Consider the following 16,764-nt stretch of genomic DNA (forward strand, 5'->3'; position numbering starts at 1 on the left):
GGCGGTCGGCGCGGCTGGCGCCGCTGCTACCCGTGCTGCGCCGGGGCCGGGGGCGCCGGATCGGCGGCCCCGGATGCGCCGTCCGTCTGGGCAGCGTCGGCCGCCTTGGCGGCCTTTGCCGAGTGGCTGCCGCTCCCTTGGCTTGCGGCGGCCGGTGCGGCCTCCTGTGCCGCGGAACCCGGGCCGCGGTCGGCGCCGGCACCGGCAGCCTCCCGATCGGCTTGGCGCGGCACGGCAGCCGGGCCGTCCTGCTGCGTGCCGTCCTGCTGCCGGCCGGCAAGGCCGACGCCGGTGCCGGCACCGGCGGTCGAGGCGCGCAACGTGTCCCGGGCGCCAACGGCGATCCGGCGCACCGGGGCGGGCAGCCGGCGGGCCAGGCGCCGCGCGCTGCGGTTCGCCGCGTTCACGCAGCGCTGCGGCAGCGAGCCATGGGAGCGGCCGATGCGCCAGCCCAGCGGGGTCCAGTACAGGTCCAGCCCCAGCGGTGTGTGCTCGTCGCCGTCGCCCACCCCGATGTGCAGCACACCCGGCCCCCGCGGCACGGGCACGGCCGCGCTGAGCACCGCGGTCGGCAGCGCGCGGCCGCCGTCGGGCTCGCGCGGCGGCGCCCAGACCCGCGCCTCGGCGCTGACAGGCGGGCGGCCCTCGGCCGCGCAGGTCAGCGTGAGCGTCCCCGACGCCGCCGCCTGCACCGCCAGCGGGATCTCCACCCGCAGCCCCGACGCCGTACGCGCAACCGCCGCGGGTAGTCCGGTGCGCAGGGCGCGGCGCAGCGGGCGCCAACTGCCCTGCGTGGTCAGCGTGAGCAGGTCGGCCGAGTTCCAGTAGACGTTGACGAACCGCGCCGACCGCCCGGCGCCGATGAATGCGGGCGCGCGGGTGCGCTGGGCTTCGTCCGAGCGGTCCGGGCCCACGCTCTGATTGCTGCCGATACCGCCGATGACCACGCGGGTGCCGAACGACCACGTTCCGGTGACCGCCCGGCCGTGGTCGGCCGCAGCGGCGTCGATCCGCATCGATCCGGTCAGCCGCAGCCGGAAACGGCCGGGGGCGCTGCCGGCCTCCTCGCGGCGTTGGAACTCCAACGGCAGCTTGACCTCGGCAGGGTCGCCCGAACGGGAGGCGAACGCCCGGTGCACGATCTTGGGTAGTTCGCCGCTGATCTCGGCCGCCTGCTTGATGGCGGGCACCGCGGCCAGGTCGCCGGGCAGGTCCCAGTAGACGCGGGAGCCTTCGCGCACAAACTCCATGGGGGCACCGGTCGACTTGCGCTCCAACGTGGTTTCGGTGCCGACCACGAGTTCGGTGCCCTGCCACCGGAAACCGGTGATGCGGGTCCGGTGCACGGTTTCCGCCTCGAACTCGGCCACCGAACGCAGCAGCGCGGGGTCGTCGGCGGTCAGCGCGGCCGCGCGCAACCTGGAGTACGCGTTCAGCCTGCGCAGCGCCCCTTCGGTGGCGCGCCGACGCACCAGGTCGCCCGCCAGCCGGTGCATGAGGGCGATGCGCTCGGGGTCCTGGCGCAGGAACTTGCGCCCCTGGAACAGGCCGAGCAGCTTGGAACGCAGCCAGTGGGCGATCAGCCGGTCTCGGAACGCGCCCGGTTCGACCTCGCGGTCGATGATGTCGAAGATCTGCTCGATGCTGGCCAGGAACTCCGCAGGCTCCTTGGGGGCAAAGGAGATGTTGCCGAAACCGTCGTTGCGCACCCAGTAGTAGCAGGTGTAGTCGTGCACGACCGACACGCGGTCGGTGGCCAGGTAGGCGCGCAGCATGAACATGTGGTCCTCCAGGCGGATCCTGCCCTCGGCGAAGGCGAGTCCGCGGTCGCGGAGGAACGCGCGGCGGAACAGCTTCTGCACGGTGAGCGTGCTCAGCAGCACCGGGTGGGTGCGCAGCGAGCCCTGCGACATCGGCTGCTGGAAGACCTCGCGCGGGGCGCCGCGGCCGACACCGGCCATGCGGCCGGCGACGATGTCGGCGCCGTCCTGCACCGCCCGGTTGTGGAGGCGTTCAAGGGCCTCCGGGCCGAGGCGGTCGTCGTCGTCCATGAAGAACACATACTCGCCGCGGGCGTGCTCCACCCCGACGTTGCGGGGCCTGCCCGGCCAGCCGGAGTTGTCGATGTGCACCACGGAGAAGTTGGGTTCGCCGGCGAGTTCGGTGTCGAGCAATTCGCCGGTGCCGTCGGTGGAGCCGTCGTCGACATAGACGACCTCGAAACGTTCGCGCGGCAGGGTCTGCCGGCGCAGCGATTCAAGCCCCCGCAGAATGCCCCGCGAGGTGTTGTAAGCCGGAACGACCACCGACACGGCGATGTCCATCGATTCTTCCCCCTGTGGCTGCACGCATTGGGCGGCGACGTGCTGAGAGCGGCTACCCACGCAGTAGCCGTGTGCCACATGGCTATCGCCGCACGTGACGCTTTGCAGCCGAACACACCGATCCGCCACCACCTGGTGGCCAGGTCGGCCGGGATCGGGTGCATTGGGAGAGTGCGCGAATTGGTCGTATCCGGCGGTGCCTGCTGTACCGGGTGGCGGACCGGCCGGAGAGCGGCTCCCGGCGGGTCCGCACTCCGGCCGGTCCGGTCCGGTGGAGCGGACAACGCGGCGCCGCGCGGTATCAGGGCCGGACCAGGGCCGGGAGCAGAGCCGGTATCAGGGCCGGCGGACCCAACCGCCGTGGTGCATGACGCCGGCAACGGACAGGTCGTCGTCCAGCAGCAGCAGGTCGGCCTTGCCGCCCGCGGTCAGCGACCCCACGCCGGACAGGTTCAGTGCCCGCGCCGGCACCGCCGTGGCAGCGTGCGCGGCGGTCTCCAACGGCACGCCCATGGTGTGCACGGCCCGCCGGATCGCGTCGGGAAGCACGATCGTGCTGCTGGCGATCTGCCCGGTCTCGGCGATACGGGCCCTGCCGTCCTCGACACGCACCCGCAGCTTGCCCAACGTGTACTCGCCATCGCCCAGCCCGGTCGCCGACATCGCATCGGTGATCAGCGCCACCCGGTCGGTGCCGGCATTGTCGAACACCAGCCGCGCCGCGGCCGGGTGGACGTGCACCCCGTCGTTGATCAGCTCGACGGTGACACGTTCGTCGTTGAGGGCCGCGGCGATGGGCCCGGGCTCGCGGTGGTGCAGCGGACGCATCTGGTTGTAGATGTGCGTGGCCACGGTGGCGCCCGCGTCGAAGGCCGCCTGCGCCTGGTCGTAGCTGGCCTCCGTGTGGCCGACGGCGGCCACCACACCCTCCGACACCGCCGCGCGGATCAACTCCAGCGCACCGGGAAGCTCCGGAGCCACGGTGATCATCCGCACGTGGCCGCGTCCGGCCTTCAACATCGCCGCGAACTCGGCCAGATCCGGTTCGCGCAGCAGGGCGGGATCGTGCGCGCCGCACTTGCTCGCCGCGATGTAGGGACCCTCCAGGTACACCCCCGCCAGCGCGCCCGTGTCGGCGACCTCGGCCAACGCCGCGATCTGGTCGAGAGTGTCGCGCGGTGCGGCGGCCACCAGCCCGCCGACCAGCGTGGTCACGCCGTGCTCGCGGTTGAATTCCACGATGCGCATGGCGCTTTCCGGGTCGGCATCGGTGAACGCCGCACCCGCACCGCCGTGGATGTGCATATCGACCGCACCCGGCAGCACCCACCGCCCGCCGACGTCAACGGTTCCGGCGCCGCCCTCCGGCGGCTCACCCGTGCCCAGAGCCGTGATGCGCTGCTCCTCCACCCGCAGCCAGCCGGCCCGGACACCGTGGGGTGTGAGCAGCCGTGCGTTCGCCAGCGTCGTCCCGGTCGGCCCTTGGCCCATGTCGCGCGCCCTCCTGTGCCCGATAACACACCTGTCCCGCCGCCTGCCGGCGACCCAGCGGAGGGTGCCCCGGTCCTCCCCGAGTGCGGGAGCGGCGGCAGGGCCCCGGCGCGGATTCCGGCGCGGCGAAGGGCGGACGATTGCGCCCGCCCCCGCATTGACGATAGCCGGGACCCCGATCATCATGGAGAACATGTCCGCCGGTGAGCTGCTCGTCCAGCGCCTGCACGTCGATCTGCGCCAGCAGGCCAGCGCGCTCTGTCGTAGCTAGCGCCGCCGGGGATCACCCTCCCCGGCCCCACCCGGCACCGGAACGGCGGCGCAGCGCCGCCCGCACCCCGCCAGGCGCGCTCGGACCGCGGACATCGAGGTCACGGCCCTGATCAGCCCGGCGCGCCCGGTGCCCCACGCCCCGCCCGCAGCCGAATCCGCCACCGGTCCCGGTGCTCCCGCGCCCGTGCTGCGGCAGCCGCCGCACCGGGCCGCGACCGCGCGGAGCATCCGCACAGCGCTCCACCACCCGCTGCCGACGCCATCTGCAAGGCCGACAGGTCCGACGTTCCACGCCCGCGCCGCCCGCCGCCGCCCGGCCGCACTCACCAGGAGCTTGATCATGACCCGATTCACCGTTCTCGTTGCCGCCCCGCAGCCGCGTTCGGAGATCCGCGCCGCCGCCGTCCACGCGGCCGAAACCCTCGGCGGCCTCGTCGGGCCGCTGGTCCCCGGCCCCGAAAGCGGCCCCGGCGACCGCGGCGAGCCGCCCGCACCGGCGGCCGCGGCACGGCCGGGCGTCGTCGACCTCGCCGAACTCGGCCCGGCGCTGCTGGCCGCCCAACCCGGCCGCGACATCGTCGACGCGCAGGAGGCCGCGATCCGAAGCGACGTGCTGCTGGTCGCCTCGCCGCAGGCGCACGGCAGCTACACCGGGCTTCTGAAAGTGTTCCTCGACCGCCTGCCGGAGTTGGGACTGGGCCACAGCGTTGCCGTGCCGATGGCCGTCATCGAGGACCTGCGCAACGGGCGCACCATCGAGGACGATCTGCGGGTGCTGCTGGCCGACCTCGGGGCCTGGGTCCTGGAACCCGGCCTGCTGCTGAGCCGGCGCGAACTCACCGAGCCGCACGGGGTTGTCGGCGCATGGGCCGAGGTCGCGGCACCGGCCCTGGGACAGGCGTTGGCGGCACGCGTCTGAGGGCGGTGTTGGGCCGACTCCGGGCCGGGGGCGCGGCCGGTCGCCTGGGGCCGGCCGCAGGCGGTGAGCGCCCGGGGCGGGCCAGGAGCGGCGCCGCAGGCGGCCGCGGCCGCCACCGGCTGTCCGGCTGCGCGGTTCAGCGGTCCGGTGACGCCTGCTCGGGCGGCTGCGCGCCCTCGCGGTCGGCGCGGGTGCGCGCGGTGTCGGCCTCGGCGCGGGCGGCGCTGCTGCGGATCAGCGCCACGACCACCAGGGTCAGCCCGAATCCGCCCGCGCGCAGGGCGAGCTGAAGCGGGGAATCGGGCAGCTCCTCGGCAAAGACCACGGTGCCCAGCACCACCATGAACACATTGCCCGTCACGTTGGCCACCGGCGCGGTCACCGCGGCGCGGGAGCGCTGCATCGATGTCTGGAACAGCACGATGCCCACCGCCCAGCCGACGGCATAGAGGTAGGGATAGGGGGACACGAGCACCGCCGGCACGGCAGCGGCGAGGCCGTTGTCGGCGAGCAGGCCGCCGACGGCCTTGCCCTGCAGTCCCGCCACACCCTGCGCCAACCCGGCGGCGGCGCCCATCGCCGCCGCCGAAACGTAGCGTCCGGCGCGTCCGGCGGCGGCCATCGCGAAGACGCAGCCGAGCACCGTCACCGCGCTGACCCCCAGCAGCAGCGGCAGGTCCGGTGTCGTCCCGGTGCGCCCGCCCGCAGAGAGGGAGAGGCTGAGCAGCAGCAGCGCAACCGGCATCAGGGCCAGCGCCAGCCGCTCGCCGCGAGTAATGGACTCGCCCAGCAGCAGCGCCATGACCAGCAGCATCGTTGAGATCCCGCCGGCAAAGGCCGGCTGCACCACCGAGACCGGGGCCAGGCCCAGCGAGATGACGAGCCCGACGCTGCCCGCGGCCGCCAGCGCGCAACCCGCCACCCAGCGGGGGTTGCCCAGCAGTACGCGGGCCAGGTGCACCGGCCGGTGCACGCTGATCCCGGGAGCGCGGTGCAGCGCCCGCTGTTCGACGGTCAGCCCAAGCGAGTAGACCGCGGCGGAGACCAGCGCGGCGATCAGGCCTATCACGGCGCCGCCTTTCCGGACGGTGGCCGCGCACTGCCCGCGCGGCCGGGCGGGCCCCGACCGCGGGTGCGGCGCGGAAGCGGACTGCGGGCAAAGGTACCCGAATCGGCCCGCACAGCGGTGGCCGGTCCCGGCGCCCTGACCGCTCTGGGTGGCCCGGTACCGCTGAAGCCGGAGCGCAAACCCGGGTGCCGGACGTAGCGGTGGTGGCGGTGCGGTGGTCGGCGGCGGCATCGTCGTTGTCCCGTCTGTCCACAGGCGCGGACCCCGGGATGCGGGCGGCCGGTCCCGTGGAGTTCAATCGGGTGGAGGTTCTGCGGTGGCTGCTCGCACAAAGCGCCGCCGCAGGGCCGCCAACCGCGGCGCCCCGCCGCCTGAGACACCCGCCGACCGCCACGGAGGACACCCCACGTGCCACCCCATCCGTTGACCGCCCGGCTCCGGCTCCCGGCGCGGGCGGTATACGCCGCGCGCCACCCGCGGGGGTGATTGCGGCATGGCCAGCGAGCACCATCCCCCGGGCGGCGGCCTTCCCGCCCGGCTCAGCCGCCTTGCCCGCAGACTCTTGCGTGCGCTGCGGCTGCCGCGTGGCGGCCGCAGCGACCGCGATAGTGCTGTGCCGTCCGGTTCCGGGGCCGCTGCCGGGGCCGACTCCGTTCCCGGGGCTGATCCCGCGTCCGGGGCAGGCACTGCAGAAGCCGGGGTCGGCACCACGGCAGCAGCAGACCCGGCCGTGTCGGTTGAGTCGACCGAGCCGACCGAGTCGGCCGAGCCGGTCGGCGCCCCATCCACCGGGCGCGGACCCCGGCTGCTCGGGCTGCTCCGCCTGCGGCGGCTGCTGGGCACCGGCTCCGCCAACGCGCCGCCCCGGTTACGCCCCACACCCCTCGGGCTGTTCGCGATCATGATCGGCGCCATGTTCATCACCCTGCTGCTGATCCAGAGCACCATAGGCACCTTCCGTACCGACGCCCCCGACACCCCCGGTTCCGGCGCCGACCCCGCCGTCGCCGCCGAACCGCCCGCCGGCACCGCCCGCATCATGATCGCCGGCGACTCCATCGCGCAGGGCAGCAGCGGCGACTACACCTGGCGCTACCGGCTGTGGCGCCACCTGAACAAGCGGTCCGGCCTCGACGTCGAGTTCGTCGGCCCCAACGACACCCTGCTCAACCTTGCCGACCGCGACCGCGGCGACACCAGCTACGCCGCCCCCGGCTTCGACACCGACCACGCAAGCCAGTGGGGCGCCACCGCGCGCGAGATCGCCGCCGGCATCGGCGAGCAGACCGCCGCGCACGACCCCGACTACCTGCTGTTCATGGCCGGAGTAAACGACTTCGTCCACGGCGACTCGGCCGACGACGCGCTGTCGGCCGTACGCGACGCCGTCACCACCGCCCGGGTCGCCCACGGCGGCATCCAGGTGGTGCTGGGCCAGCTCACCCCCGTGTGGGGCAGGGACGCCGACGACGACCTGAACGCCCGGATCGCCGAGTTCAACGCCGCGCTTCCCGCACTGGCCCGCGAGATGAGCGGCGACAACTCCCCGGTGACCGTCGCCCGCACCGCCGCCGACTACGCACCCGCCAAGGACACTTGGGACGGCACCCACCCCAACGCCCGCGGCGAACTCAAGATCGCCGCGGCCTTCGCGGACGCCCTGGCCGACCCCCTGCACTTCGGCGACCCATACCGGCGCCCGCTGCCCGATGTCCCGGTAGGCCCGCAGCAGGCGCCCGAGGTCACCGCCGCCGAAACCCGCGAGGGAGTACGGCTGACCTGGGACCCGGTCCCCGGCGCCACCCGGTACCAGGTGCTGCAGCAGCGGCTGGAACCCGACCCCGACGAACAGGTGCGCCTGCCGATGGAGGTGGCCGGATCCGGGCAGCCGTCCGCGGTCGTCGATCAACTCTTGGCCGGGGCCACCTACGAATTCCAGGTCCAGCCGTACAAGGGCGGCGACGGCGGAGCCCGGTCCGAACCGGTCGAGATCGTCCCGGCCGACGATCCGCCGCCCGCGCCCGACCGGGTTCGCGCCGATCCCGGCGCCACCGAACTCACCTGGGACAAGGTCTCCTCCGCAACCCACTACGAGGTCTGGCGCCGTCCGCTGCACTGCGCCGGGCCCGAGGAGTCGCCGACGGCACGGCCCGATGACGGTTCCGGCTCCGGTTCGGCTGCACCGACCGCGGATCCGCCCGATTCCGGCGGCGCGGCGGGTTCCGGAACGGCCGGTCCGGACTGCGGACCGGCCGACCCCCAGGGCCCGGACCGCGGCGATGGGTGGCACAGTGTCGCCATCGTCAACGACCGGACCCGCTGGTCGATCCCGGCGGACGGCGCGGCGGGCTGGGAATTCGCGGTCCGCAGCCACCGCGACTTCGTGCGCGGCGGCTACTCCGATTCGGTGACCGTCAGGGCGCCCGAATGAACGGCGCCGGGCCCCGTCGGCGCCGCGCTGTGTCCGCCCGCCGCTCGGGCACCGCGCCGGGCGGTGCGCCGCCGTGGTGATGGCGCGGCGGCCCGCCGCCGACCGGCTCGGCCGGCTGTTGCCGTGGGCCGTGGGCGCCGCCGCCGGAGCCCTGGCGCTCGGCCCCGCACTCGGTCCCGGTTACGTGCTGGGCTACGACATGGTGGCGGTGCCCAACCCCCCGCTGTCGGAAGTGGCGCTGGGCGGCGGAGGCGGGTTTCCGCGGGCGGTGCCCAGCGACGCGGTGCTGGGGGCGCTGGGCTTGGTGCTGCCGGGCGACCTGGCCCAGGCGCTGCTGCTGATGGCGGTGTTCACCCTGGCCGGAGCGGGGGCGGGGCGGCTTGTCCCGGCAGGGGGCGCGGGCGGCGCTGTTGTCCCGGTCGGCGCCGGCCTGGCGGGTGCGCGCGCCGCCGCGGCCGTGTTCTATGTGTGGAACCCCTTCGTCGCCGAACGGCTGCTACTCGGGCAGTGGGCGATGCTGCTGGGCTATGCGGGGCTGCCGTGGGTGGCGGCCGCGGTGGGGCGGCTCGCCGCGGCGGTGCGGCCGCCGCGGGCGCGCGATGCGGCCGGGTTGGTTCCGGCGCTGCTTCCGGCCGCGGTCGGCGGGTTCTCCGGGATGGTGCTGTCGGCGCTGGTGGGGTTGCCGGTGGCGGTACTGGGCGGGCGCAGTCCGGTGCGCGCGGTGCGGGCGGGGGGCGTCGTTGCGGTGGCGATCGCGGTGTTGTCGCTGCCGTGGCTGGTTCCGGCGTTGGGCAGCGGGGCGCGCACCGACCCGGGGGCCGTCGACCTGTTCGCCGCGCGCGCCGACACCCCCTTCGGCGCCGTGGGTTCCCTGGTGTCATTGGGCGGGATCTGGAACGCCCACGCTGTCCCGGAGTGGTTCGGGCAACCGGTCCTGGCCGCCTGCCGGTTAACCCTCTCGCTGGCCGGCGTGGCGGGTTGGGTATGGCTGTTGCGGCGCGGCGGGGCGGCGGGCTTCGGTGCGGGGGTTTCGGTGGCAGCGGCGGCCGGTTTCTCCATCGCCGCGGCCGGGGTGGCCGAACCCGGCCGGGACGCGCTGGCGGCCCTGATCGGCCTGTGGCCGGGATTCGGGCCGCTGCGCGACGGCCAGCTCTACGTGGCGCCGCTGGCGCTGCTGCAGGCGGTCGGTATCGGCGCGGCGGTGCTGTGGGTCCGCAGCGCGGCGGCGCACTCGGGGGGGCACTCAGCGCACTCGGCGCACCCGGTAGGACCGCCCGGGGCGGGGCATGGTGATGCGGAGGTCCCGGGGGGACCCCTTATTTCAAGTCAAGCCGATTCGGTTCCTGCGGCGCCACCCGAGTCCGCCGGCCTGTGGACAACCCGGCCGCGCCGCTGGTGGGGGCTGCTGCGAGCACGGACTCCGCGGCGCACATCCCGCCCCCCGGCCGAACGTGCCGGTGCCCTGTTCGGGGCGGTACTTGCGCTGGCGCCCGTCGCACTGCTGGCCGGGCTGCTGTGGGGGGCCGCAGGCCGGCTCGAACCGGTCGACTACCCCGGCGAGTGGGTCCGCGTCCAGCGCCTGGTGAACCACGACCCCCGGCCCGGACGGGTGCTGGTGCTGCCCTGGAGCGCCTACCGGGGCCTTGACTGGCGTGCCGACGGACATAGAGTCGTCGTACTCGACCCCGCCACCAAGCTGTTCGACCGCCGCACCGTCTGGAACGACGACCTGCGGGTGGGATCCGGCGGCGGGGTGCGGGTCGCCGAGGGCGAGGACCCGCTCGCCCGCCGCATCGACCGGCTCCACGCCGCACAACCCGGAACCCGCCGCTACGTCGAGTCCCTCGGCGATCTCGGTATCCGCTACATCCTGCTGGAGCGGCGGGCCGCCGCCGGGCTTACCGGGGACGGGGAGGCGGCTGCGCTCGGCCCGCTCGCAGGCGATAACAGGTTCTCGTCCGCCGGGACCCGGGCCGCCACCGTGCACGCCGGCCCGCGACTGCTGCTCCTGGAAGTTCCGGATAACCATGTAGATCAGGTAACCGACGCACTCACGGGCTTGGAAGCCCTGGCATGGTTCGTTACAGTTGGAGCAATTATCTGGTCGTTAGGTGTATCAGGTTCTAGTCTCGTTTCCAGGCGTGCCGGACCGACCCCCGGTGCGGTATCGCGGAAGGAGAACCCCACGTGATCAAAATCGTCGCCGCCTGCATCATCGGTGCGGCTCTGGCGGGCGGGCTGGCCTTCGTGGGCACCACCGTCGCCACCGAGACCTCATCGTCGGCGCAGCCGGTGAACCAGTCGCTGTACAACTACGGCGACCGCTGACCCGACCGCGCCCCGTCCCCGGCGGTCTCCTGCCGGGGCGGCGCAGTCGGAACCGCCCGCCCCAGGCGGCTCCGGCTCCAGCGCGCAGCGGGCGCGCCCGTCCGCGCTTACGGCCCCCGCAGCCCACTGTGCGGTCCGCACCGACCCCCACCCCGGCTGTGCGCCGCTTTCGGTTCATCGCCCGGGCGCCGTACCCGGCAGGCGCGCGCCCGCCGGGTGACCAGGCGGAATGGGCGGAACAGGAGAGCATGTGGCGTTCCAGCAGCTACCCCTATTCCCGGAACCGGGCTGCGGCCGCCTGCGGGTGGCCCCGGCTGCGGTACCCGGCCCGCAAACCGCGCCGCAGCCGCCGCCCGCCCCCGGATCCGGCGGACCGGCCGACCCCGCCGACCCCGCCGCAACCGCGGGCCCCGCCGACCCCGCCGAGTCCCCCCACCCCGCGGTGGACGATGCCACCGCGCCGGACGATTCCCGCGGACCGCGGCTCGACGGCCTGCGCGCCGTGATGATCAACTGGCGCGACCCCTGGCAGGACGCCGCCGGCGGCGCCGAAGAGTACGCCTGGCGCATCAGCCGCCACCTCGCCGGCCGCGGCGCCGTGGTCACCTTCCTCACCGGCAAGGAACCCGGTCAGGCCCGCGTCGAGACCCGCGACGGCATCGTCATCCGCCGCATGGGCGGCAAGTTCACCGTCTACCCGCTGGTGATGCTCTGGCTGCTGCTGTGGCGCCGCGAGTTCCACACGGCGCTGGATTGCATGAACGGCATCCCGTTCTTCTCCCGGTTGGTGCTGCCGCGCCGCACCCGGGTCGTCAGCGTCGTGCACCACGTCCACGACCTCCAGTTCAACGCCTACTTCAGCCGCCCCCTGGCCTGGTTCGGCAGATTCATTGAAGGCGCGGTCGCCGCCCGCGTGTACCGCAACTGCCCCACTGTCACGGTTTCGGAGTCCTCCCGCCGCGCCATGCACGAGAAGCTGCGCTGGCGCGCCCCCATCACCGTCATCCACAACGGCAGCCCGCCCCGGCAACCGGTCGCACCCGACCGGTTCCTCAGCGAGGCCGAAACCGGGTCGCCCGCCCTGGTCAGCCTGGGCCGGCTGGTGGTGCAGAAACGCGTCTCCCGCATCGTCGATATCGCCCGCGACCTGCGCGGCGCCTACCCCGACCTGCGTGTGCACGTTGTCGGCCGCGGCCCTGAGAGCGCCACCCTGGCCGAGCAGATCGACCGCGACGCCCTGCACAGCCACGTCCGCCTGCACGGTTTCCTGCTCGAAGCGCAGAAGAACGCCGTGCTCGCGAGTTCGCTGCTGCACGTCACGGCCTCCGAGTTCGAGGGCTGGGGGCTGACCGTGATCGAAGCGGCGGGATTGGGTGTGCCCACGGTCGCCTACGATGTCGACGGCCTGCGCGACTCGGTGCGCCATGGCGAAACCGGTTGGCTGGTACGGGAGGGGGAGGAACTGACCGACGTCGTCGCCGCGGCCCTGCGGGAGCTGAGCGATCCCGTCCGCGCCGCGCAGATCCGCCGGGCCTGCCGCGAATGGGCGGCCCGCTTCACCTGGGAACGCAGCGGCGCGGCCATGGCCCGGCTCGCCGCCGGCACCTCCGCCGCGGGGGACGCCGCGGAACCCGCCACCGGCAACCCGGCCACCGCCTCCGCACCCCGCGCGCACACCGCTCCCGCCGCCGCGCCGCGCCCGCACGGCACCGCTGCGCCCGCTGCCGGCCCGCCGACACATCCCGCGAAGGCGGCCCGGTGACCGATCCCCGAGCCGGGGCGCAGCGAGACGGCGAGCCGCCGGACGGCGCCGCCGCGGTCCCAGCCGACGGCGACCCCACCGACAGCGACCTGACCGGCCCAACCGCCCCGGACCCTCCGGACGTCCCGGCCGACAGCGGCGGCGACGGCCGCCAGAGCGCAGCCGAACGCGGCGGACCGGGCGGGCCCCGCGCACCGGAGGACCCTGCCGGCCCAGGCGCCCCGGGAGACGCGGACGGCGCAGGCAGCACCGGCGACCCGCCCCCCGCCCCCGACGACGCCGTCCTGCTGCGCCGCCTCAAACTGCTCGGGGCGTGCCTGCTGCTATGCGGGATCACGTTCAGCCTCGGCCCCGCGAAGATCGTCGGCGACACCAAGATCGACCTGACCATCAACCCGTTCGGTTTCCTCCAGCGCGCCCTGCACCTGTGGGACTCCGCCTACTTCGGCCAGCTGCAGAACCAGGCTTACGGCTACTTCTTCCCCAACGGCCCCTTCCACGCGCTGCTGATCGGGCTGGACATGCCCGAGTGGCTGGTGCAGCGCCTGTGGATGTCGGTGCTGCTGTGCGCGGCGTTTATCGGCACGGTCAAGCTCGCCGAAGCGCTGGGCATCGGCACTCCGCACACCCGCATCCTCGCGGGCGCCGCCTATGCCCTGGCCCCCCGGGTCCTCACCCTGCTGTCGTACAACTCCGCGGAACTGCAGCCGATGCTGCTGCTGCCGTGGATCGTGCTGCCCCTGGTGCACGGCACCCGCCGCGGGCGCCCGCCGATGCGCACGGCGATGCTGTCGGCGCTGGCGTTCCTGTTCTGCGGCGGCACCAACGCAGCCTCCGAACTGGCCGTCCTGGTCGTGCCGCTGATCTACCTGCTCACCCGCGCGCCCGGCCCCCGCAAACGGCGGCTGCTCGCCTGGTGGCTGTCGGCGCTGTTCCTGGTGTCGTTCTGGTGGCTGGTCCCGCTGCTGCTCATGGGCCGCTACGTGTTCTCGTTCATGCCCTACACCGAGGACGCGGCCACCACCACCGGTGTCACCATGCTCACCAACGTGCTGCGCGGCGCCTCGAACTGGATGGGCTACGTGCCCGTGCCGGGCCAATCCGCGCTGCCCGCCGGGGCGGAGCTGTCCACCGGTGTCTGGCTGATCGCGGTGACCGCGCTGGTGGCGGGCCTGGGCCTGGCGGGTCTGGCCAATCGCGGCACACCCGAACGGCTGTTTTTGATCACCACGCTGCTGTCGGGTACCGCGATCGTGGCCGCCGGCTACACGGGGGCGCTGACCGGCCCCGCCGCCGAGCCGATGCGCGACCTGCTGAACGGGGCGCTGAGCCCGTTCCGCAACGTCCACAAGTTCGACGCGCTGGTCCGGCTGCCGGTGGTTCTGGGCCTGGCCCAGCTCCCCGTCGTGCTCGCCCGCGACACCGCCGACCGCCGCGCCCGCCGGGCCGCCGCCCGCGCGCAGGCCGGCCCGCTGCCGTCCGGCGGCGGCCCCGCGGACTCCGCACCGGGCAGGCTCTACCGGGTCTCGGCGGCGGTTTGCGCGCTGGCCGTGGCCGCGACGCTGACCCCGGTGGCCACGGTCGGGGCCGCAATCCCCGGCGGTTTCGATCGGATCCCCGGCTACTGGTACGAGGCGACGAACTGGTTGGAGTCCCACAACCGCGACGGCATGACCATGGCCGTGCCCGGCTCGGCGCGCGGCGAGTACATGTGGGGCCGCCCGATGGACGAGCCGATGCAGCCGCTGCTGGAAACCCCGTGGACCAACCACCAGATCATCCCGTGGGGCTCCGCCGGGGTGTCGCGGCTGAACCAGGAGATCGACCAGCGGATCTCTTCGGGGCAGGGATCGGCCGGACTCACCGCCACCCTGGCTCGCATGGGCGTGACCCACCTGCTGGTACGCAACGACCTGGAACGCGAAAGCCTCAACGGCGGCTGGCCGGCCCGCGTGCACCAGGCGCTCGCCGACTCGCCCGGCATCACCCGCGCCGCCTCCTTCGGCCCCGCTGTCGGCTCCGCCGATTCCCAGCAGGCGTCCGGTTTCTACGATCAGCCCTACCGGGCACTGGACGTCTACACCGTCGAGGGCGCCGCACCGCGGGTGGGTACCGTGCCCGCCGACACGGCCGTGCGTGTCACCGGCGGCCCCGAAGCACTGCTCGACCTGGCCGAACAGGGCGTGCTGACCGGTGACCGCCCGGTCATCATCGGCGACGACCCCGGGGCCGCGCAGATCCCGCCCGCCGACACGGTCGCCACCGACACCGTCCGCCGCCGCGAGGTCGTCTACTCCGATGTGCGCCGCAACGTCAGCAACACCCTCACCGCCGGCGCGGACCGGCGCGACGCCCCGGCGCCCGACATCACCGACCCCGCCTGGCGCGACTACACCACCACCGCCCGGTACCACGGCATCGCCGGGGTCACCGCCTCTTCGGCGGCGTCCGGCGCCGACGCCGCACCGGCCACGCGCGACCCCGGCCGGATGCCGTTCGCCGCGATCGACGACGCCGCAGACACCTCGTGGCGCTCCAGCGCGTTCGGCGGGGCAGAGGGCGAGTGGTTGGAGATCGAGTTCGAGGAGCCGCGCGAGGTCGGCGAGGTCGCCATCGGGTTCGAGCAGATCCCCGGCGAGCCGCCGCCCGCCCGGATCAGCCTGATCACCGACGACGACCGCACCACCGCACCGGTCTCCGCCACCGAGGACCCCCAGGAGTTCACCGCTCCCGCCGGCACCACCTCGACCCTGCGCATCCGTGTCGACGAGTTGGCGTGGGAGCCGGAGTACCGGTTCGGCACGCGGGTGGGCATCACCAGCGTGTCCCTGCCGGGTCTGCAAGCCGACCGCACTCTGCAGGTGCCCGGCCCCGAGGGTGCCGGATCGGGCGCCGGGTCCTTCCTCTTCACCGGCTCCACCGGCACCGTTCCGGGGTGCATGGACGGTTCCCGGGTGTGGGCGTGCAACCCCGACCTCGCCGTGCAGGGCGAGGACGCCTACTCCTTCGACCGCACGTTCCAAGTGAGCAGCGGAGCCGCCGCCAACGAGCACACCGTCACCGGGCAGGCCGTGGTGACCGACCCCCACGACGTGGAGAACGCCGCCAACCGCGCCGGCGGCTACCCGAAGGTGACCTCCTCCTCGACCTCCGTGGCCCACCCCGCGGCGATGGGGCGCAGCGCGTTCGACGGCGACGACTCCACCGTGTGGTACCCCGCCCCCGATGAGGACCGGCCATGGCTGGAGGCCGACCTGGGCGAGCGCACCGAGATCGGCGGGCTGCGGGTGGACTTCCCCCGCCCCGGCTCCGTCGCCCGCCCCATCCATGTCACCGTCGAAGCCGGCGATACCGTCCGCAGCGGTTGGCTGGACGGGAGCGGCTGGCTGAGCTTCGACCCCATCACCACCGACCATCTGCGCATCACCTTCGACCCGCCGCAGGGCCAGCCGCTGGAGGTGCGGCGCGTCGCCCTGCCCGATGTTGCGGCGCTGCCCGCCATCGAGGGAGGCGACGCCGCCGCAGCGTGCGGCCTCGGCCCCGTTCTGCGGGTCAACGGCGAACGGGTGGAGACCCGTATCTCCGCGGGCACGCTGCAGGACCAGGCCGAAGGGCGGCCGCTGCACTACGAGAGCTGCTCGCCGGTGCCGCTGCAGGAAGGCGGTAACCGGCTCACCGTCGAACCGGGCAACCAGTACCGGGTGAGGTCCGCGGTCGTGGCCGGAGCCGGCACGGTCCTGGCCGAGAGCGGCCAACAGCAGGACGGCCAACAGCAGGACGGCGGAAACAGCGGTGGCGGGGCGGCGGAGGTCGAGATGGCCGGCGCCGCCACCGTGTCCGAGTGGGGCAGCAGCGAGCGGCGCTTCACCGTCGACACCGGAGAGGACAGCTTCCTCGTCGTCAACGAGAACTTCAACGACGGCTGGGAGGCCACCGCCGAAGGCCGCCGGGAACCCCTGGAGCCGGTGCGCCTGGACGGCTGGAAGCAGGGCTGGAAGCTTCCGGAGGGCACCTCCGGGCAGATCACCCTGCGCTACACCCCGGACGGGGCTTACCACGCGGCCCTCGCGCTGGGTGCCGCGTTCGCTCTGGTGGTCGCGGTGCTGGCCGTGCGCAGGCCCGCCGCCGACCGGGCCCGCCGCCGGGACCGAGCCGCCGGTGCGCCGG

General features: G+C 74.1%; 10 protein-coding genes. 7 read left to right on the plus strand and 3 right to left on the minus strand.

All coding sequences use genetic code 11. The features are described 5' to 3' along the window. Positions 1-26 precede the first annotated feature (26 nt). Positions 27-2,324 (minus strand): glycosyltransferase family 2 protein, encoded by a 2,298-nt coding sequence (locus tag ACYVD5_RS10635; RefSeq protein ID WP_461000800.1) that lies wholly within the window; start codon positions 2,322-2,324, stop codon positions 27-29. A gap of 336 nt (positions 2,325-2,660) precedes the next feature. After that, positions 2,661-3,815 (minus strand): N-acetylglucosamine-6-phosphate deacetylase, encoded by a 1,155-nt coding sequence (gene nagA / locus ACYVD5_RS10640; protein WP_461000801.1) that lies wholly within the window; start codon positions 3,813-3,815, stop codon positions 2,661-2,663. Between the two features lie 157 nt (positions 3,816-3,972). On the opposite strand from nagA, the gene ACYVD5_RS10645 reads away from it, so the two are divergent. Together ACYVD5_RS10645 and ACYVD5_RS10650 are read left to right on the plus strand one after the other, a co-directional pair. Next, positions 3,973-4,086 (plus strand): ADP-ribose pyrophosphatase, encoded by a 114-nt coding sequence (locus ACYVD5_RS10645; protein WP_461000802.1) that lies wholly within the window; start codon positions 3,973-3,975, stop codon positions 4,084-4,086. A 342-nt stretch (positions 4,087-4,428) separates the two neighbouring features. Further along, on the plus strand, positions 4,429-5,007 hold the full coding sequence (locus tag ACYVD5_RS10650; protein ID WP_461000803.1) for an NADPH-dependent FMN reductase: 579 nt from the start codon (positions 4,429-4,431) through the stop codon (positions 5,005-5,007). Between the two features lie 136 nt (positions 5,008-5,143). Here ACYVD5_RS10650 and ACYVD5_RS10655 read toward each other — a convergent pair whose 3' ends face one another. After that, the gene (locus ACYVD5_RS10655; protein ID WP_461000804.1) at positions 5,144-6,076 is read right to left on the minus strand and encodes a hypothetical protein; all 933 of its coding nucleotides are present in this window, start codon (positions 6,074-6,076) and stop codon (positions 5,144-5,146) included. 730 nt (positions 6,077-6,806) lie between these two features. Between ACYVD5_RS10655 and ACYVD5_RS10660 the strand changes: the two genes are divergently transcribed. The 5 genes from ACYVD5_RS10660 to ACYVD5_RS10680 form a co-directional block, all read left to right on the plus strand. Continuing rightward, a complete protein-coding gene (locus ACYVD5_RS10660) occupies positions 6,807-8,507 on the plus strand; it encodes a GDSL-type esterase/lipase family protein (protein ID WP_461000805.1) in 1,701 nt (566 codons plus the stop codon). Between the two features lie 79 nt (positions 8,508-8,586). Next, entirely contained in the window at positions 8,587-10,698 is a 2,112-nt protein-coding gene (locus ACYVD5_RS10665; protein WP_461000810.1) for a hypothetical protein, read from the plus strand. Further along, positions 10,695-10,835, plus strand: a complete 141-nt coding sequence (locus tag ACYVD5_RS10670) for a hypothetical protein (RefSeq protein WP_461000806.1) — start codon at positions 10,695-10,697, stop codon at positions 10,833-10,835. Before ACYVD5_RS10665 ends, ACYVD5_RS10670 begins: the two co-directional genes overlap by 4 nt. A gap of 250 nt (positions 10,836-11,085) precedes the next feature. After that, on the plus strand, positions 11,086-12,597 hold the full coding sequence (locus tag ACYVD5_RS10675; RefSeq protein WP_461000807.1) for a glycosyltransferase family 4 protein: 1,512 nt from the start codon (positions 11,086-11,088) through the stop codon (positions 12,595-12,597). Between the two features lie 284 nt (positions 12,598-12,881). Next, positions 12,882-16,764 (plus strand): alpha-(1->3)-arabinofuranosyltransferase (locus ACYVD5_RS10680; RefSeq protein WP_461000811.1); only part of this gene is annotated, 3,883 nt, incomplete at its 3' end.

The organism is Streptomonospora sediminis (genome assembly GCF_054778995.1).